General features: G+C 70.2%; 17 protein-coding genes, 1 tRNA gene and 1 pseudogene. 5 read left to right on the top strand and 14 right to left on the bottom strand.

Features of this window, described 5'->3' with window-relative positions; all coding sequences use genetic code 11:
* Nucleotides 1-327 precede the first annotated feature (327 nt).
* The gene (locus ACQPYK_RS05465; protein WP_433251174.1) at nt 328-1,770 is read left to right on the top strand and encodes a PLP-dependent aminotransferase family protein; all 1,443 of its coding nucleotides are present in this window, start codon (nt 328-330) and stop codon (nt 1,768-1,770) included.
* Between the two features lie 78 nt (nt 1,771-1,848).
* Here ACQPYK_RS05465 and ACQPYK_RS05460 read toward each other — a convergent pair.
* The 5 genes and pseudogenes from ACQPYK_RS05460 to ACQPYK_RS05440 all read right to left on the bottom strand — a co-directional run.
* A pseudogene (locus ACQPYK_RS05460) lies at nt 1,849-1,932 on the bottom strand (IS5/IS1182 family transposase); the annotation flags it as partial.
* Nucleotides 1,933-2,295: 363 nt separating this feature from the next.
* Nucleotides 2,296-2,368 (bottom strand) — tRNA-Thr (locus tag ACQPYK_RS05455).
* 121 nt (nt 2,369-2,489) lie between these two features.
* Nucleotides 2,490-3,458, bottom strand: a complete 969-nt coding sequence (gene rlmB, locus ACQPYK_RS05450; RefSeq protein ID WP_433251171.1) for a 23S rRNA (guanosine(2251)-2'-O)-methyltransferase RlmB — start codon at nt 3,456-3,458, stop codon at nt 2,490-2,492.
* A 23-nt stretch (nt 3,459-3,481) separates the two neighbouring features.
* Nucleotides 3,482-4,879: a cysteine--tRNA ligase gene (gene cysS, locus ACQPYK_RS05445; RefSeq protein ID WP_433251168.1), complete on the bottom strand. Its 1,398-nt coding sequence runs from the start codon at nt 4,877-4,879 to the stop codon at nt 3,482-3,484.
* Between the two features lie 146 nt (nt 4,880-5,025).
* Nucleotides 5,026-5,415: a PPOX class F420-dependent oxidoreductase gene (locus ACQPYK_RS05440; protein WP_433251165.1), complete on the bottom strand. Its 390-nt coding sequence runs from the start codon at nt 5,413-5,415 to the stop codon at nt 5,026-5,028.
* Between the two features lie 67 nt (nt 5,416-5,482).
* Here ACQPYK_RS05440 and ACQPYK_RS05435 point away from each other — a divergent pair, with 67 nt between their 5' ends.
* Both ACQPYK_RS05435 and ACQPYK_RS05430 read left to right on the top strand, forming a co-directional pair.
* Nucleotides 5,483-7,132 (top strand): DUF2637 domain-containing protein, encoded by a 1,650-nt coding sequence (locus ACQPYK_RS05435; protein WP_433251162.1) that lies wholly within the window; start codon nt 5,483-5,485, stop codon nt 7,130-7,132.
* 127 nt (nt 7,133-7,259) lie between these two features.
* Entirely contained in the window at nt 7,260-8,465 is a 1,206-nt protein-coding gene (locus ACQPYK_RS05430; protein ID WP_433251159.1) for a fumarylacetoacetate hydrolase family protein, read from the top strand.
* 10 nt (nt 8,466-8,475) lie between these two features.
* On the opposite strand, the gene ACQPYK_RS05425 is transcribed toward ACQPYK_RS05430, so the two are convergent.
* The 4 genes from ACQPYK_RS05425 to ACQPYK_RS05410 all read right to left on the bottom strand — a co-directional run bounded on the left by ACQPYK_RS05425 (nt 8,476) and on the right by ACQPYK_RS05410 (nt 10,250).
* Entirely contained in the window at nt 8,476-8,742 is a 267-nt protein-coding gene (locus ACQPYK_RS05425; protein WP_433251156.1) for a GlsB/YeaQ/YmgE family stress response membrane protein, read from the bottom strand.
* 93 nt (nt 8,743-8,835) lie between these two features.
* Nucleotides 8,836-9,102, bottom strand: coding sequence for a GlsB/YeaQ/YmgE family stress response membrane protein (locus tag ACQPYK_RS05420; RefSeq protein ID WP_433251153.1), 267 nt, complete (start codon nt 9,100-9,102; stop codon nt 8,836-8,838).
* A gap of 168 nt (nt 9,103-9,270) precedes the next feature.
* On the bottom strand, nt 9,271-9,750 hold the full coding sequence (gene ispF, locus ACQPYK_RS05415; RefSeq protein ID WP_433251150.1) for a 2-C-methyl-D-erythritol 2,4-cyclodiphosphate synthase: 480 nt from the start codon (nt 9,748-9,750) through the stop codon (nt 9,271-9,273).
* A 17-nt stretch (nt 9,751-9,767) separates the two neighbouring features.
* Nucleotides 9,768-10,250, bottom strand: a complete 483-nt coding sequence (locus tag ACQPYK_RS05410) for a CarD family transcriptional regulator (protein WP_012887713.1) — start codon at nt 10,248-10,250, stop codon at nt 9,768-9,770.
* A gap of 262 nt (nt 10,251-10,512) precedes the next feature.
* On the opposite strand from ACQPYK_RS05410, the gene ACQPYK_RS05405 reads away from it, so the two are divergent.
* Complete coding sequence (locus tag ACQPYK_RS05405) at nt 10,513-11,124, top strand: copper chaperone PCu(A)C (RefSeq protein WP_433251145.1); 612 nt, start codon at nt 10,513-10,515, stop codon at nt 11,122-11,124.
* Nucleotides 11,125-11,236: 112 nt separating this feature from the next.
* On the opposite strand, the gene ACQPYK_RS05400 is transcribed toward ACQPYK_RS05405, so the two are convergent.
* Nucleotides 11,237-11,926: a response regulator gene (locus ACQPYK_RS05400; RefSeq protein ID WP_433251142.1), complete on the bottom strand. Its 690-nt coding sequence runs from the start codon at nt 11,924-11,926 to the stop codon at nt 11,237-11,239.
* Nucleotides 11,923-13,104, bottom strand: a complete 1,182-nt coding sequence (locus ACQPYK_RS05395) for a sensor histidine kinase (RefSeq protein WP_433258700.1) — start codon at nt 13,102-13,104, stop codon at nt 11,923-11,925. The genes ACQPYK_RS05400 and ACQPYK_RS05395 overlap by 4 nt, the downstream gene beginning before the upstream one ends.
* A gap of 158 nt (nt 13,105-13,262) precedes the next feature.
* On the opposite strand from ACQPYK_RS05395, the gene phoU reads away from it, so the two are divergent.
* Nucleotides 13,263-13,922: a phosphate signaling complex protein PhoU gene (gene phoU / locus ACQPYK_RS05390; protein WP_433251139.1), complete on the top strand. Its 660-nt coding sequence runs from the start codon at nt 13,263-13,265 to the stop codon at nt 13,920-13,922.
* Nucleotides 13,923-14,135: 213 nt separating this feature from the next.
* Here phoU and ACQPYK_RS05385 read toward each other — a convergent pair whose 3' ends face one another.
* The 3 genes from ACQPYK_RS05385 to mshA all read right to left on the bottom strand — a co-directional run bounded on the left by ACQPYK_RS05385 (nt 14,136) and on the right by mshA (nt 16,846).
* Nucleotides 14,136-14,879 carry a phosphoglyceromutase gene (locus tag ACQPYK_RS05385; RefSeq protein WP_433251136.1) on the bottom strand — a complete coding sequence of 248 codons (744 nt, stop codon included), beginning with the start codon at nt 14,877-14,879 and terminating at the stop codon, nt 14,136-14,138.
* A gap of 170 nt (nt 14,880-15,049) precedes the next feature.
* Nucleotides 15,050-15,529 (bottom strand): YbjN domain-containing protein, encoded by a 480-nt coding sequence (locus tag ACQPYK_RS05380; protein ID WP_433251133.1) that lies wholly within the window; start codon nt 15,527-15,529, stop codon nt 15,050-15,052.
* Between the two features lie 33 nt (nt 15,530-15,562).
* Nucleotides 15,563-16,846: a D-inositol-3-phosphate glycosyltransferase gene (gene mshA, locus ACQPYK_RS05375; protein WP_433251130.1), complete on the bottom strand. Its 1,284-nt coding sequence runs from the start codon at nt 16,844-16,846 to the stop codon at nt 15,563-15,565.
* Between the last annotated feature and the right edge of the window lie 5 nt (nt 16,847-16,851).

The following is a 16,851-nucleotide window of genomic DNA, read 5'->3' as shown; positions in this document are numbered from 1 at the left end:
TCATCGAGCACCCGCTCCTGCTCGCCGCGCTCACTCGCCGGCGCAGGCAGCGCGGGGCGGGGTGTCCAAGCACCCACGCCGTCCCTCAACTGCCCACGACCGGCAGCCGGGGAACGGCTCCTGATCGCCCGTGTGCTGGCCGACGCGCTGGCCGAAGGCCGCTGTCGGGACCGCGCGACCACCGCCACCGTGGGCTCGTCCGCGCAGGCCGCTCGGGTTCGAACGGAGCGGGGCCGAGCGTACCGATCGTGAGGCCGATGGCCATGGCGATGTGTCTCATGACCACCAACCTAGGAAGAATCTGGCTCAGAGATATAGTCCAGTTCCATGGAGAGTCAGTGGTCCAGACTGGGGCTGGACCTCCATCTGCGGCTCGCTCCCTCGCACGGCCTGCGGGCGGGCCTCGAGCACGCGCTGCGCGACGCGGTGCGCGAGGGCCGGCTCGCGCCCGGCACGCCGCTGCCGTCCTCGCGCGCCCTGGCCGGCGACCTGAACGTGGCCCGCGGCACCGTCACCCAGGCCTACGACCAACTGGTCGCCGAGGGCTATCTCACCTCGCGCCCCCGATCGGGAGTATGGGTGGCCGACCACCCCGCCGCGCCCCGCCGGACGAGCATGCCGCCCCCGCGCACCACCCTGCCGCCGGTGCACGGGGTCGACCTGCGCTCGGGCCTGCCGGACCTGTCGACCTTCCCCAGGCGTGAGTGGCTGGCCGCGACCCGCCACGTCCTGCAGAGCGCGCCCAACACCGCCTTCGGCTACGGTGACCCGACCGGCAGCGCCGAGCTCAGACAGGTGCTCGCGGAGTATCTCGGCCGGGCCAGAGGTGTGGTGACCACACCCGACCACATCATCGTGTGCGCGGGGTACGCGCACGCGCTGCGGCTCGTCTTCCGGGCGCTCGCCGACAGCGGCGCGGCATCGATCGCCGTCGAGGACCCCTCCGAGCCCGACTATCCCCGCCTCGCCGCCCAGCACGGGCTGGAGGTCCGTCACATCCCCGTCGACGGGGAGGGCCTGGCGGTGGCCGGGCTGGCCGATGAGGCGGCCGTCGCCGTCACCCCCGCGCACCAGTACCCCCTCGGCGTCACGCTCGGCCCCGCCCGGCGCGCGCAGCTGCTGGCCTGGACCAGGCGCACCGGCGGCTTCGTGATCGAGGACGACTACGACGGGGAGTTCCGCTACGACCGGCAGCCGGTCGGCGCCCTGCAAGGGCTCGCTCCCGACCGGGTCGTGTACGCGGGCACGGCCAGCAAGATGGTCGCCCCCGGCCTGCGCATCGCCTGGATCGCCGTACCGGACGACCTGCTTCCCCTGGTGCGGCGCTCGATGCACTGGGACGAGGCGTACGTCGGCGTCATCGACCAACTCGCGCTGGCGCACCTCATCAGGACCGGCGAGCTCGATCGACATCTGCGCCGCTGCCGCGTCCGGTACCGGCGGCGTCGGGACCGGCTCGGCGCGGCCGTCGAACGGCGACTGCCGCACGCGCGACTGTCGGGGATCGCCGCGGGGCTGCACGCCGTCCTCCACCTGCCGGGCACCGGCATGGCGGAGGCGGAGCTGCTGGCCCACCTGACCGGCCGGGGCATCGCCGTCGACGCGCTGTCCATGTTCTACGACCGGCCGGAGGACGCACCGCTCGGCGTGGTCATCGGCTACGCGACACCGCCGGAGCACGCCTTCGACCACGCGCTGCACGAGCTGATCGCGGGCCTGCGCGAGTGCCTGCCGCCGACCGGACCGCCGCCCCCCACAGGGTCGCCGTGACCCCGGCGCCGCCACCGTGCGGCTTGATGCCGACGCGCCAGACCAGGCGACGCTACTTGTCAGGGTCGTGACCGCGTTGTCATGGTCGTGGCCGCGGTCGGCGTACAGGCAGGCGGGCCGCTTGCGGGGCCGTCCGCGGCGACCGCGCACCGGGGGAATCGCCTTGTTGCGGCCTGGGTGGCGATCACGATGGCACGGGGAACGAAGATCGAAGACGTTAGTGGCACGCGGCTCTTCGCAGCCTCGGGAACAGTGAGGCCCAGGTCAAGGAGCCATGCCTCTGACCTGGGCCTTCGTAGCACGAGCCGACGAGGGGAATCGAACCCCTGACCTACAGTTTGGAAGAGCTCGGCACGCAACCCTCTGAGCTGCCGCGTTCCAGGTCAGAGGCGGTCTTGAGTCCCCGTGAGTCCCCTTGGATGACCCTCCTGACGGGCACGCAACGGGCACGGAAGATTATGAAGTTCCGCCGAACAGCAGAAGGCCAGGTCTCCGAATGGTGGATGACCTGGCCTTCTGTCTACGAGCCGACGAGGGGAATCGAACCCCTGACCTACAGTTTACAAGACTGTTGCTCTGCCGATTGAGCTACGTCGGCATGGTCGCCTGACGAGTGTAGTCGGCTCACGCCCCGGACGTCACCGAGCCGGAGGAATGAGTCGGACAGACCTTGGCGGGCCCTGCGGATCCCCGCCGTGGCGAGGATCCGCGTGACAGGCCTAGCGACGGCGGTGGCGGGCCACCTCGTAGAGGGCGACGCCCGCGGCGACGCCCGCGTTGAGGGACTCGGCCGCGGCGTTCATGGGAATGCGGACGACCAGGTCGCAGGACTCCCGGACCAGGCGGGACAGGCCCTTGCCCTCCGACCCCACGACGACGACCAGCGGGCCGTCGAGCAGGTTGGCGTCACCGATGTCGATGGTGCCCTCGCCGTCCAGGCCGATCACGAACAGACCGGCCTCCCGGTATTCGCGCAGGGTGCCGGTCAGGTTGGCCGCGCGGGCGACCGTCATGCTGGCCAGGGTGCCCGCGGAGGTCTTCCAGGCGCCTCCCGTCACCCCGGCCGAACGGCGGGAGGGGATGAGGAGCCCGTGGGCGCCGAAGGCGGTGGCCGAGCGGGCGATGGCGCCGAGGTTGCGTGGATCGGTGACACCGTCGAGGGCCACGATCAGCGGCACCTCGGCGGCGTCCTGGGCGATGGCGACCAGGTCCTCCGGGTGGGCGTATTCGTAGGCCGGGATCTGCAGGGCCATGCCCTGGTGGATCGCACCCTCGGTGAGGCGGTCCAGCTTCTCCCTGCCGACCTCCAGCATCGCGATGCCGCGGTCGGCGGCGATCCGGACCGACTCCTTGACCCGCTCGTCGTTGTCGATGCGCAGGGCGACGTAGAGCGTGCTGGCGGGCACGCCGGCCCGCAGCGCCTCAAGAACGGGGTTGCGGCCGCCGATGTATTCCGGGGCGTCCTCGCTGCGCCTGGCCCGGACCGGGGTGCGCGGGGAGGAGGGCCGGCCGCCCCTCTCCTCGCGCTCGATCCGCTCGGTGCGCGCCTTGTCCTTGTGCCAGTGCCGCATGTGCGCCGGCGGGGTCGCCCCCCTGCCCTCCAGGCCACGGCGGACGTTGCCGCCCGTGCCCTTGGTCGGACTCTTCTTCTTCGCGGGTCGCCCGGACCCCTTACCCCCACCAGCCATGCTGTCTAGAGTACGGCCTGCTTTTACCGCGACAGTTCCCAACGAGGACCTTGGGGGGTGTCCTCCACAAGGATCCCGGCTTCGGCGAGCTGGTCGCGGATGCTGTCGGCCGCCGCGAAGTCCTTGCGCCCCCGGGCCGCCTGACGCTGCTCCAGGGCCACGCCGACCAGCGCGTCCACGGTCGAGCGCAGGCCCGCGTCGCCGCCCGAGGCACGCCACTGCTCCGAGCGCGGGTCCAACCCGAGCACGTCGAGCATGTTCTGCGTCTCGGCCAGCAATCTGGCGACCTGCTCCTTGTTGCCCTGCGCCAGGGCGACGTTGCCCTCGCGGACCACCTCGTGCACCACGGCGAGCGCCTGCGGGGTGCCCAGGTCGTCGTCGAGCGCGTCCGCGAAGGCCTGGGGCAGCGGCGCGTGCGCGTCCACGTCGTGGATGACCTCGGCTGCCCGGGTGACGAAGCCCTCGATGCGCTGGTAGGCGGCGGCGGCCTCGACCAGCGCCTCCTCGGAGTAGTCGATCGACGAGCGGTAGTGCGGCGCCGCCAGGTAGTAGCGGAGCTCGACCGGGCGGACCTTCTTCGTCACCTCGGGAATCAGCAGGGAGTTGCCGAGCGACTTGCTCATCTTCTCCGCGCCGATCTTGAGCATGCCGTTGTGCATCCAGTAACGGGCGAAGCCGTCACCGGCCGCCTGCGACTGGGTCAGCTCGTTCTCGTGGTGCGGGAAGATCAGGTCGACACCGCCGCCGTGGATGTCGAAGGTCGGTCCGAGGTATTTCGTCGCCATGGCGGAGCACTCCAGGTGCCAGCCGGGACGGCCGCGGCCCCACGGGGTCGGCCAGGTCGGCTCGCCGGGCTTCTCGCCCTTCCACAGCGCGAAGTCGCGCGGATCCCGCTTGCACGAGTCGGTGTCGGTGTCGCCGGCGGCCCGCATGTTGTCGAGCCTCTGATTGGACAGCGAGCCGTACCGGTCGGCGTAGGACATGACATCGAAGTAGACGTCGCCACCGGAGGCGTAGGCGTGACCGGCCGCGATCAGCCGCTCCATCAGCTCGATCATCTCGGGCACGTGGCCGGTCGCCCGCGGCTCGACGGTGGGCGGCAGGCAGCCGAGCACCTCGTAGGCCCAGGTGAAGGCGCGCTGGTTGCGCTCGGCGACGACGAACCAGGGCACGCCCTCGGCCGCCGCGACTCGGATGATCTTGTCGTCGATGTCGGTGACGTTCCGGCAGAAGGTCACCTCATAGCCCGAGCGGATCATCCAGCGGCGCAGCACGTCGAAGTTGACGCCGGAGCGGATATGCCCGATATGCGGGGGAGCCTGCACGGTGGCACCACACAGGTAGATCGACGCCCGGCCGGATTCGACCGGAACGAACTCGCGGACCGTACGTACGCTGGTGTCGTATAGGTGCAGGCTCACGAAGGAAAGGCTAACGCCTTACCTCACCTCACAAGCCGGGTTACGAGACGTTGAAGTTGCCCAGTGATGTCTTTTGTAGCCATTAACGGTGGATTGGCCATCGATGCCCGCCAGTGGACGGCATGGGCCGTCCACTGGCCGGAAAGTCAGCCCCGCAGGTAAACCCGCTCGGGGACGATGCGCACGATGAGCCGCTCCGCCCCCGGGTGCGCCTCCACCCACGACTTGCCCGTGTACTTGTGCGACAGCTCGTCGATGAGCGCCCCGGTCGGGTCCTCGGTCACCGTGACCTTCCCCCGCACTTCCGCGTAACGGTAGGGGTTGGCGTGGTCGACGACCACGATGGTCGTCCGCGGGTCATGCGCGAAGTTGAGGTCCTTGCGCCGCCCCTTGACCGTGGAGAAGACGATGTCGTCCCCGTCGGTTTTCGCCCAGACCACGCTGGCCTGCGGGCTGCCGTCGGCGTTCAGGCTCGTCACCGTGGCGAAGTTCGCGCCGTCGAACAGCGCGCGCACGCCGGCGGACAGTTCTGCCATGTCGATCTCCAATCCTGTTTCACTCCATCGATCACGTCCGGTGTCGATTCTGTAGGCTCGAGACGCCATGGACGTCAAATCCCCCGCGGCGGCAGACCCGATCTCCCGCCCGTCCTCGACCCCGCCCCCGCCCGCCCGGCCGAGCCGGGTCGCCGTCGCCCTGCGCCGTACCGGGATCGCCGTCGCCGGAGTCGGCGTGGCCGCGCTCACCGCGGCCGCGTGCGTGCTCTCTTTCGACGACCTGCGCGCCCTCGCCGTCATCGGCGAGGCCGATCGGAGTCTCGCCTACCTCTACCCCGCGGCCTTCGACGCGCTGCTCGCCATCGCGATGATCGGCATCCTGCTGCTGCGGGGCGGACGCCGGCCGGTCCGCCTGCAGGCGGGGGTGATCCTGACCCTGCTGCTCGTCGCCGCGGCCGCCGCCGAGGTGGTCACGGCCCTGCGGATCGAGGTGGACGTACGGCGGGCGGCCGTCGTGGTGGCCGTCGCCCCATGGGTGACCCTGGCCCTGGCCCTGTGGCTCTGGCTCCTGATGATCAAGCATGCCGCCGCCCGGCGGGCCGCCGTCGACGCTGCGACGGCGGACCACGACCGCGACATCGTGCCGTTCCCGGACGCCGACCTTCCGACGGCCGAATATCCGGCCCGGCCGGCCCAAGCCGCTCACCCCGTCCACACCGCCCATGCGGCCCACACCGCCCATGCCGTCCAGCACCCTGCGGCCGAGGTCGTGCTCGACCCGCAGGCCGCCCCTCCCCTGGAGTCCGCTCCGCATCACGACCTCCCACCCGGCGTGCCGGTGGTCGGCCCCACCCCCGCCCCGGAGACGCCCGAGATCGACGATCTCCCCGAGCCTCCCGCGGACTCGCTGCCGGCCGCCGAATCGGCACCGGAACCGGCGCCGGAACCGGTGCCCGGACCGACGGCCGAGCCGGAGCCGGAGCCGGAGCCGGTCAGAGCGGCGGACAAGCCCCTGCGCTGGGGCGACCTGGTCCGGCCCCAGCGGGGAGACCTGCTCGTCCATCCGCCCCGCGCAGCCGTACGGCAGGAGCGGGAAACGGAGGTCGGTGACCGCGACGCCGACACCCAGCCGATCCGCGTGATGGCCGGGGAGGCGTCGCCCGACCCGGCGCACGGCGCCGAGGCGGCCGATCGCCAGGAGCGCACGGCGAGGACGGTCTCGCGGTCCGAGCCGCACGCCGGGGACGCCAGGGGCGCCGGGGCCGAACCACACACCGGAGACATCCGAGACACCGAGGACGCCGGGAGCACCGCCGAGGTCGAACCGCACACCGGAGACATCCGAGGCACCGAGGACGCCGGGGACGCTGCCGAGGGCGCCGCCGGGGCCGAACCACACGCTGAGGAGCGCGCGGCTCAGTCCGAGTCGTCCGCCGAGGACCTCACCGTCTCCCCGCCGCACACCGAGGACACAGGGGACACCGAAGGCACCACGGCTCAGGACGCCTCGCCCCAAGCCGAGCCGGCCGCCCAGGAACCCGTCCGGCGCCCTGCCAAGGGCTCCGCCAAGGACCCTGCCAAGGACCCGGCCAAGGGCTCCACCAAGGATCCTGTCGAAGATTCCGCCGAGGACCCTGCCGAGGATCCCGCCGAGCACTCTGCCGCGACCGACGCGACCGATCGGCCCGGGACCCACGAGACCGCCGCCCCGCCCTCGGGCCGTATGCGCAGCACACCCGTGCCTCCGGAGGATTGACCCCCTCCCGTCCCGAAGGCGGGGCCTCCACAGCCCCGAAGGGTGAGGCCTTCACGGCGGGAACGCCCGGCGAAAGCTTGACCGGGCCCGCACCACCCCCTGACGTGATCCGGGGAACCAAGCGGGCGTGACAACGTGTTGGGTACACGCCGCGGACAACAGCGGCTTTCCTCTGCAAAATCTCCCCTATGGGATCTTTTCCCGTCGCGGCGAGTTCCCACGTGTCGGGGTCGCGATCGGCGACCAGGTGCTCGACCTGGGCGTGCTGGCGGCCAGAGGGGTGCTACCGGGCCGCTGGTTCGCCTCGGGGACCCTCAACGCCTTCCTGTCCGCCGGACCCCGGGTCTGGCACGAGGTCAGGGAGCGGCTGCTCGGGTTGCTCGGCGACGCCTCGCAGCGTCCCGCCGTGCTGCCCGCGCTCGTGCCGATGACCGAGGCGCTGATGCATCTGCCGTTCGGCGTGGCCGACCTGGTCCGGTTCCAGGCGTCGATCGAACACGCGACCAACGTGGGCCGGATGTTCCGCCCGCCGTCCGATCCTCTCCCGCGCAACTGGCCGCAGATGCCGGTCGGCCAGTACGGCAGGGCGTCGAGCGTGGTGGTGTCCGGCACGCCGATCGTTCGGCCGTCGGGCCAGCTCCGGGGCCTGGAAGGAGCTGACCCGGTCTTCGGGCCGTCCGCTCGGCTGGATCTGTCCGCCGAGATCGGCTACGTGGTCGGCGTTCCGTCCGCACCGCCGTACGGGCCGGGCACGGACGATTTCGAGGACCACGTCTTCGGGGTGGTGCTGGCCTGCACCTGGCGAGCTCATGACATCGCCGCCTGGGAGAGCACTCCGCTCGGCCCGTTCCTCGGTCAGTTCGCGACCTCGGTCTCGCCGTGGGTGCTTCCGCTCGCGGCCTTGGAACCGGCTCGGGTGGAGCCGCCCGTCCAGGACCCGCCGCCGCTGCCTTACCTGAAGACGACGCGGCCGTGGGGCCTGAACATCACCTTGCGGATGGAGCTGAACGGCCGGGTCGTGTCCCGGCCGCCGTTCTCCACCCAGTATTGGACCGGCCCGCAGCTATTCGCTCACAGCTCGGTGAGCGGCGCCCCGCTGCGGACCGGCGATCTACTCACCTCCGGGCCCGTGTCAGGACCGGCCAGAAGCCAGTTCGGCACGTTCCTCGAACTGACCTGGAACGGCCGGGACCCGCTCGGTGTGCCGGACGGAACCGAGCGGGTCTTCCTGCGAGACGGGGACGTCGTGCGCGTCACCGCGTCCGCCTCCGGACCGGAGGGCGTCCGGTTGAGCCTCGGTGAGGCCGTCGGAGTGGTTCACCCCGCTGTCTAGACCCTGCTCTCTAGACCCTGGACCGCTTGAGGCCGGCGACCAGACCGACACCGACGACGGCCAGGACGACCTGCATCACAAGCTCGATCCAGTCGATGCCATTGGTGGTCGCGACGCCGAGAACCTGGGCGATCGCGGTGCCGATGAGGGCGGCGACGATGCCGACGACGATGGTCAGCACCCATCCGATCGCCTGCCTACCGGGAAGCAGGAGACGACCGATGGCGCCGATGACGGCACCGATGACGATGGCCCCGAGAATGGATGCGATGGTCATATCATCAACCTCCCAGTGAGGTGACCTTCACTCTCACAGGGAGGTGGCTACCCCCTACGTCAGGGATATTCCTGGAAGTGGCAAAATCTTGGTTCAGCGCGCCTTTCCCATGCGCATCTGGACTACCAGCAGCACGCCGAGCACGGCCAGTGCGAGCTGGAGGATGTGCTCCCACCAGTCGATTCCCCGAGTGTCGGCGATTCCGAGCAGATGCGCGATGAGCGTGCCGACCAGCGCGGCGACGATGCCGACGATGAGCGTCAGACCTATCGAGAGGTTCTGCCGCCCGGGAATGATGAGACGCGCCAATGCTCCGATGACGGCCCCGATGACGATCGCGGAGACAATCGCTCCAATCATGCCTTGCTCCCCCCGGTGACGAGACATGGTCAATAGGGGGTTACCCAGGGCATTCGCAGATTATTCGCTGATAAAGGGGTGGCCCGCCACCGCGCCAGTAAACGGGCCACCGCCTTAATGAATCGGCGGGCATTCCGCACCACCCGCCGGAACGCTTTCGCGTTCGTGTTAGGAGACGTCTGAAACCCGGTCGAGGTTCACCACGATGGCGGTCGCGATGGCCGCCACGCCCTCGCCACGCCCGGTGAGCCCCAGACCGTCGGTCGTGGTGGCGCTGACGCTCACGGGCGCGCCCACGGCCGCGCTGAGGACCTTCTCGGCCTCGGCACGCCGAGGCGCCATCTTCGGGCGGTTCCCGATCACCTGGACGGCCACGTTGCCGATCTCGAAGCCGGCGGCGCGCACCTTACGGGCGGTCTCCTCCAGCAGGGCGGCGCCTGAGGCTCCCGCCCATCGAGGGTCGGAGGTGCCGAACAGGCCGCCGAGGTCGCCGAGGCCGGCCGCCGACAACAGCGCGTCGCAGGCGGCGTGAGCGGCGGCATCGCCGTCGGAGTGTCCGGCGAGGCCCGTCTCGCCCGGCCAGTGCAGGCCGGCGAGACGCAACTCACGCCCGGATGCGAACGGGTGGACGTCGACTCCGACGCCCACCCGTGGAAATGTCGTGTTCAGGAGTTGAGAACCTCGTCGAGCAGGGCTTCGGCCTTGTCCTCGTTGGTCTTCTCGGCGAGCGCGAGCTCGCTGACCAGGATCTGCCGGGCCTTGGCCAGCATTCGCTTCTCTCCTGCGGAGAGTCCGCGCTCCTTGTCTCGTCGCCACAGGTCGCGAACGACCTCGGCCACCTTGTTGACGTCACCGGACGCCAGCTTCTCCAGGTTGGCCTTGTAGCGGCGGGACCAGTTCGTGGGCTCTTCGGTGTGAGGCATGCGAAGCACGTCGAAAACGCGCTCAAGGCCCTCTTGACCGACGACATCGCGAACACCCACGAGTTCGGCGTTGTCAGCCGGCACCTGGACGGTAAGGTCGCCCTTGTCGACCTTGAGAACCAGGTAGGTCCTTTCCTCACCTTTGATGGTTCGGGTCGTGATTGCCTCGATCCGAGCAGCCCCGTGGTGGGGGTAGACGACAGTGTCGCCGACCTGGAAAGTCATGTGACAAGTACCCCTTCCGCTGTACTCAAGAGTACCACGTATCCACAGCCTCCCGGAACAGTGAAATCACCATAACTGCAGGTCAAAGCGGCATTTAAGGGCTTGACAAGAGCTCGACTGTATGAATCAAGGGGGAGAAAAGCGCCCATGACCTGCACTCCACGCCTCCTGATGAGCGGGCGGGGCGCGGGAAAACCCGGCAAAGCTCACGGATAGGGTTGGCTCTTGCCCTACCTCTTGTGTGACAAGGAGAACCCGCACCGTGACCCGCAACCGCCGTCACTGGGCGATCGCCGCCGCCGCGTTCCTCGCAGCCGCCCCGCTCCTGGCCGGCTGTGGCGCCGGATCCGACGCGAATACCAACCAGCCCTATTCTCCGACCGAGGCGCTCACCGCCAAGGTCAACGGGATCGACATCTCCCAGGCGTTCTTCCTGGGCCCCGACTCCGGCGCGACGCTGTCGGAAGGCGGGGCGACGCCGCTCTATCTGTCCGTGGTGAACACCAACCAGAGTCCTGACCGGCTCGTCGGCGTCGGCATCGACCCGGCCCTGGGCGCAGCGAAGGTCACCACGGCGGTCGATCTGCCCGTCGAGAAGCGGGTGAGCGTCGGCAAGCCCACGCCCACGATCGTGATCGAGGGGCTCAAGAAGCCTCTGCGAGGCGGTGAGAGCATCCCGGTGCAGCTGCAGTTCGCCAACGCGGGCCTCGTCCCCCTCACGATCCCGGTCATCACCCGCAGCCGTGAGTTCGGCCAGCTCCCGCAGGCCCCGAACACCGGCGCGGCCCCGGCGGAGACCCCCGCGCCCACGCCTTCGACCACGCCTTCCGCCACTCCTTCGGCCACCGCGGAGGACGCCACCGGCGACCACTAGGAAAACGCGAGAAGCGCGAGAAGCACGAAAGGGGGTGTACGGCCCGCCGGGCCGTACACCCCCTTTTCGCGTCCGGAGAGGCGCCCCTGAGGCCTCTCCCAGTCTTCGGCCCTCAGTCTTCGGCGGGGTCGAACTTGTAGCCCAGCCCGCGGACGGTGAGGATGCAGCGCGGGCTGGAGGGATCGGACTCCACCTTGGCCCGCAGCCGCTTGACGTGCACGTCCAAGGTCTTGGTGTCGCCCACGTAGTCGGCGCCCCAGACGCGGTCGATGAGCTGGCCGCGGGTGAGCACCCGGCCGGCGTTGCGCAGCAGGACCTCCAGCAGCTCGAACTCCTTCAGGGGAAGCTGCACCTGCTGGCCGCGGACCGCGACGATGTGCCGGTCGACGTCCATCCGGACCGGCCCGGCGGCCAGCACCGCCGATTCCAGCTCCTCCACGTCGCCCTGGCGGCGAAGCACCGCCCTGATCCGGGCCACCAGCTCCCTCGACGAGAAGGGCTTGGTCACGTAGTCGTCCGCGCCGAGCTCCAGCCCGACGACCTTGTCGATCTCGCTGTCCTTGGCGGTGAGCATGATCACGGGAACGTTGGAGCGCTGGCGGAGGGAGCGGCAGACCTCGGTGCCGGGCAGGCCGGGCAGCATCAGGTCGAGCAGCACCAGGTCCGCGCCGTTGCGGTCGAAGGTGTCCAACGCCTCGGGGCCGGTGGCCGCGACCGCGACCTCGAAGCCCTCCTTGCGCAGCATGTATGACAGGGCGTCGGAGAACGACTCTTCGTCCTCGACTACAAGCACGCGAGTCACTGCGCGGCCTCCAAGGGGATGGTGGGGGTACCGGGTACGGCTACCGCCATGCCGCCGAAGGCGGGCAGGCGGAGAGTGAAGGTGGAGCCGGAGCCTTCCTTGCTCCACACCGTCACCGCGCCGTTGTGGGCGACGGCGACGTGCTTGACGATGGCCAGGCCGAGGCCGGTGCCACCGGTCGCGCGCGAGCGGGCGGCGTCGACGCGGAAGAAGCGCTCGAAGATCCGCTCCTGGGCACTCTCGGGGATGCCGATCCCCTGGTCGCTCACGCTTATCTCGACGGACTCGGTGTGGGCGCCGGCAGCGCGCGCGCTGACCACGACCCGCGTGTGCTCGGGGCTGTAGGCGACCGCGTTGTCGATGAGATTGCGCAGCGCGGTGACGAGGAGCTCATCGTCGCCCCAGACCTGCAGGCCCTCCGCGCCACCGGCCACGAGCGTGATGTCCTTGGCCGCCGCGGTGGTGTTGCATCGGTCGATGGCCTCGTGCACCGCCTCGTCGATCGGGACCGGCCCCGGGGTGGGAATGGGCTCGGCTCCCTGGATCCGGGAGAGCGTGATGAGGTCCTGGACCAGGTAGGTCAGGCGGGCCGCCTCGTGCTGCATGCGCCCGGCGAAGCGGGTGACCGCCTCGGGGTCGTCCGCGGCGTCCTGGATGGTCTCCGCCAGCAGCGAGAGCGCGCCCACCGGCGTCTTGAGCTCGTGGCTCACGTTGGCGACGAAGTCGCGGCGCACGGCCTCGACACGGCGGTGCTCGGTCTGGTCCTCGGCGAGCACGAGCACCTGACCGTGGGACCCCAGGGGGGCGACCCTGACGGCGAAGTTGGTCGACTCCTGGCCGAACTTGTGCCCGGCCACCTCGATCTCGCTCTCGCGGATCTCGCCGTCCCTGCGCACCTGTCTGGCCAGCGCGAGCAGCTCGGCCGCCATCAGGTGGTCTCCCCTGACCAGACCGAACGCCCGCGCGGCCGAACTGGCCCGCAGCACCCGGTCCTCCTTGTCGAGCACGACCGCCGAGGACGGCAGCACGGCCAGCACCGAGGCGACACCCTGGGGCAGCGCACCGGGCTCGACGTCGTCCACCGGCGTCGTCATCCGTCGCTGTCCCATGTTCTGGCGGACGACCATCACGGCCAGCGCTCCCACGACGAAACCGGCCAGCGCGGCCAGGCTCGCCATCAGCTCACTCACGTGGTCCTCCTGTCGGCTTCACGGACTCGATGGTAGGCGCGGGTTTCCCCATTACGGCCGCTGATCAGGGCATGACCATCGTCTTTCCCACAAAGTTCACTTTACGGTCGAGGTTCGTTCACTGTCGCGCGCGTACGTTGAGGCTCATGCGCGACGCCTACCACGAAGAACTCGATGCCCTCACTGGCCGGTTGGTCGAGATGACCCGCCTGGTGAGGTCGGCGATCTCCCGGGCCACCACAGCCCTACTCGACTCCGACCTCCAGCTCGCGGAGAGCGTCATCTCCCAGGACGAGGAGGTCGACCGGATCTTCGCGGAGATCGAAGCGTCGATCTTCGACCTGATGGCCACGCAGCAACCGGTGGCCGTGGACCTCCGGACGATCATCGTCGCCCTGCGAATGGGCACCGACCTGGAGCGGATGGGCGACCTGGCCGAGCACGTGGCCAAGGTCGCCCGGCTGCGCCACCCCGAGTCGGCGATCCCGGCGGAGATCCGCTCCACCATCCTGGAGATGGGCCAGATCGCCGAACGCCTGATCACCAAGACGGGCAGCTGCATCGCCTCGCGCGACGTGGAGTCGGCGCTGGAGCTGGAAGCCGACGACGACGCGATGGACAAGCTGCACCGCAGGCTGTTCAAGATCCTGATGGCCGACGACTGGAAGTACGGCGTCGAGCCGGCCATCGACGTGACACTGATCGGCCGCTACTACGAGCGCTACGCCGACCATGCGGTCCGCGTCGCCCAGGACGTGGTCTATCTGGTGACCGGCTCCCGGACGCAGGACGTCGACATCCTGTGAGACCGGGGCCCGCCGAGGGCCGCCGAGCGCCGCGAAACCCCCGAAGCCCACAGGGGAGGGTCCGCCTGACCGGCGGACCCTCCCCTGTTTCCCGTCTGTCTCCCGTCCTTGTGCACCGCTGTCCTTGTGCACCGCTGTCCTTGTGCACCGCACCCGGGCGGTGACCGACTCGCCCTGCCCGGACGGGACCTACTCACCCTGCCCTGACGGGGCCTACTTGCCCTGGTTGGCCACGGCCTCGATGGCGGCCTTGGCCGCCTCCGGGTCGAGGTAGAGGCCGCCCTTCGTGACCGGGCGGAAGTCGTCGTCCAGCTCGTAGCGGAGCGGGATGCCGGTGGGGATGTTGAGCCCGGCGATCTCCTCGTCGCCGATCCCGTCCAGGTGCTTGACCAGTGCCCGCAGCGAGTTGCCGTGCGCGACGACCAGGACGGTCCGGCCCGCCGACAGGTCCGGCACGATGCGGTCGTACCAGTAGGGAAGCATGCGCTCGACGACGTCCTTGAGGCACTCGGTCCTCGGCACCAGCTCGTTGGGCAGCGTCGCGTAGCGCGCGTCACCGAGCTGGGAGAACTCGTCGTCGTCGGCGATCGGAGGCGGCGGGGTGTCGTAGGAGCGGCGCCAGAGCATGAACTGCTCGTCACCGAACTCGGCGCGCGTCTGCGCCTTGTCCTTGCCCTGAAGGGCGCCGTAGTGGCGCTCGTTGAGCCGCCAGGACCGGGTGACGGGCAGCCAGAGCAGGTCGGCGGCGCCCAGCGCGAGGTTGGCGGTCTGGATCGCCCGGGTCAGCACCGAGGTGTGGACCACGTCGGGCCGCACTCCGGCGTCGAGCAGCAGCTGCCCGCCGCGCCGCGCCTCCTCCTCGCCCTTGGCCGAGAGCCCCGCGTCCACCCATCCGGTGAACAGACCCTTAGCGTTCCACTCGCTCTCACCATGCCGCAGCAGCACCAAAGTCGCCATGCGGACAAGCTTAGTGGGCGTCCCGTCCAGCGCCCGGGGCCCGCCCGGCCCGCCCCGTCCACCGCTCAAGGTCGGCTCACCCACCACCCGGGACCGGCTCGCCCACCACCCGGGATGGGCTCGCCCACCGCCCGGGACCGGCTCCGTTCAGCGCTCGGGACCGGCTCCGTTCAGCGCTCGGGGTCGGCGAACCGCGCGAACGCCTGGAGGTTGGCGAGCGACTCGCCGCGCTTGGCGCGCCACTCCCACTCCCGCCGGATCGAGGAGGCGAAGCCCAGCTCCAGCGCGCGGTCGAAGCCCTCGTCCGAGTAGGTCAGCACGCAGCCGAGCAGCCGGTCGATCTCCTCCTCCGAGACCGCCGCCAGCGGGACCCTGCCGACGAGGTAGACATCGCCGATGGGGTCGAGGGCGAAGTGCACGCCGTACGTGGAGCCGTTCTTGGTGAGCAGCCAGCGGTAGAACTCGGCGTGGTTCTCGTCGGGCTGGCGGCAGAAGAACGCCTCCACGTGCAGGGCCCGGTCCCCCACGATCAGCCACGTCATGGTCGCGAGCTTGTGCTGGCCGGGGAGCTTCGCCAGGAAGGCCCCCGGCCGGGGCTCCTCGTAGGAGACCTCCGCGCCTTTCAGCGCCGCCTCGATCACTTCACGCATACGCCCAGCCTACGAGCTGGGCGCGATCTCCGCCTACGAGCTGAGCGCGACCGGAAAACGGTGCAGGTTCGCCATCGCCCCCACGTAGACGTCCGCGAGCCGGGCCGCGGTGGCCGACCAGCCGAAGGCCGCGGCCTGGGTCACCGCTCCCGTCGAGAGCGCGTCCCGCCAGGTCGGCTGCGTCACGAAACGGCTGAGCACCCGCGCCCAGTCGGCGGGGTCGTGCCCCTCGACGAGCAGCCCGGAGACACCGTCGCGTACGGCGGTGCGCAGACCGCCCACCGAGGCCGCGGCGACCGGCGTGCCGCAGGCCTGGGACTCCAGGGCGACCAGGCCGAACGACTCGTTGTGCGAGGGGACCACCGTCACGTCGGCCGCGCGGTACCAGTCGGCCAGCTCATGCTGGGGCGCCGGAGGGACGATCCTGACCACGTCCGAGATGCCCAGCGAGGCGGCCAGGTCGGTGAGGTAGGAAGGCCGGGCCCGGCCGTTGCCGCTGGGTCCGCCGACGCACACGACGGCGAGTCTCGACCGGAGCGAGGGGTCGTCGATGAGCATCCGGGCGGCGGCGCGCAGCAGCACGTCGGGACCCTTGAGGGGCTGCACGCGGCCCACGAACAGCAGCACGTGGGCGTCCTGCGGCAGCGCGAGCCGGTGACGGGCCGCGCCCTTGGACGCGGGCTGGAAGACGGTGAGGTTGACCCCGGGGTTGACGACCTCGACGCGGTCGGGAGCGGCGCCGTACAGCTCGACGAGCTCCTGCGCCTCGGTCGGCGTGTTGGCCACCAGCCGGTCGGCCACCTGGACGACCTGCTCCTCGCCCAGCACACGGGCGGTCGGCTCGGGCTTGTCGTCCTCGGCGAGCAGGAGGTTCTTCACCTTGGCCATGGTGTGCATGGTGTGCACCAGCGGCACGCCCCAGCGCTCCTTGGCCAGCCAGCCCACCTGGCCGGAGAGCCAGTAGTGGGAGTGGATCACGTCGTAGCGGCCCGGGTCGTACATGGCCTCGGTGCGCAGCACTCCCGACAGGAAGCCGCACAGCTGGCCGGGCAGGTCGCCCTTGTCGAGCTCCTCGTACGGCCCCGCGGTGACGTGACGAACCGAGACGCCCGGGGTGATCTCCACGACAGGTGGCAGGTCACGTGATGTCTGCCGGGTGAAGATCTCGACTTCCACTCCGAGCTGGGCCAGGCGCTTGGCCACTTCCACGATGTAGACGTTCATGCCGCCCGCGTCGCCTGTCCCCGGCTGGTCCAGGGGGGACGTGTGCATGCTGATCGTCGCGACTCGGCCGACCCGCCGTCGCCTCACCGACACCACCT

This window comes from Streptosporangium sp. CA-135522 (assembly GCF_050949235.1).
Lineage (GTDB): Bacteria > Actinomycetota > Actinomycetes > Streptosporangiales > Streptosporangiaceae > Streptosporangium.
This window is presented reverse-complemented; position numbering and strand designations above follow the sequence as displayed.

Excerpts from the sequence above, each read along its gene's own strand:
- ACQPYK_RS05465 (WP_433251174.1), top strand. The coding sequence starts at position 328 with ATGGAGAGTCAGTGGTCCAGACTGGGGCTGGACCTCCATCTGCGGCTC.
- rlmB (WP_433251171.1), bottom strand. The coding sequence starts at position 3,458 with ATGGCTGGTGGGGGTAAGGGGTCCGGGCGACCCGCGAAGAAGAAGAGT.
- ACQPYK_RS05440 (WP_433251165.1), bottom strand. The coding sequence starts at position 5,415 with ATGGCAGAACTGTCCGCCGGCGTGCGCGCGCTGTTCGACGGCGCGAAC.
- ACQPYK_RS05435 (WP_433251162.1), top strand. The coding sequence starts at position 5,483 with ATGGACGTCAAATCCCCCGCGGCGGCAGACCCGATCTCCCGCCCGTCC.
- ACQPYK_RS05425 (WP_433251156.1), bottom strand. The coding sequence starts at position 8,742 with ATGACCATCGCATCCATTCTCGGGGCCATCGTCATCGGTGCCGTCATC.
- ACQPYK_RS05420 (WP_433251153.1), bottom strand. The coding sequence starts at position 9,102 with ATGATTGGAGCGATTGTCTCCGCGATCGTCATCGGGGCCGTCATCGGA.
- ACQPYK_RS05410 (WP_012887713.1), bottom strand. The coding sequence starts at position 10,250 with ATGACTTTCCAGGTCGGCGACACTGTCGTCTACCCCCACCACGGGGCT.
- ACQPYK_RS05395 (WP_433258700.1), bottom strand. The coding sequence starts at position 13,104 with ATGGCGAGCCTGGCCGCGCTGGCCGGTTTCGTCGTGGGAGCGCTGGCC.
- phoU (WP_433251139.1), top strand. The coding sequence starts at position 13,263 with ATGCGCGACGCCTACCACGAAGAACTCGATGCCCTCACTGGCCGGTTG.
- ACQPYK_RS05385 (WP_433251136.1), bottom strand. The coding sequence starts at position 14,879 with ATGGCGACTTTGGTGCTGCTGCGGCATGGTGAGAGCGAGTGGAACGCT.
- ACQPYK_RS05380 (WP_433251133.1), bottom strand. The coding sequence starts at position 15,529 with ATGCGTGAAGTGATCGAGGCGGCGCTGAAAGGCGCGGAGGTCTCCTAC.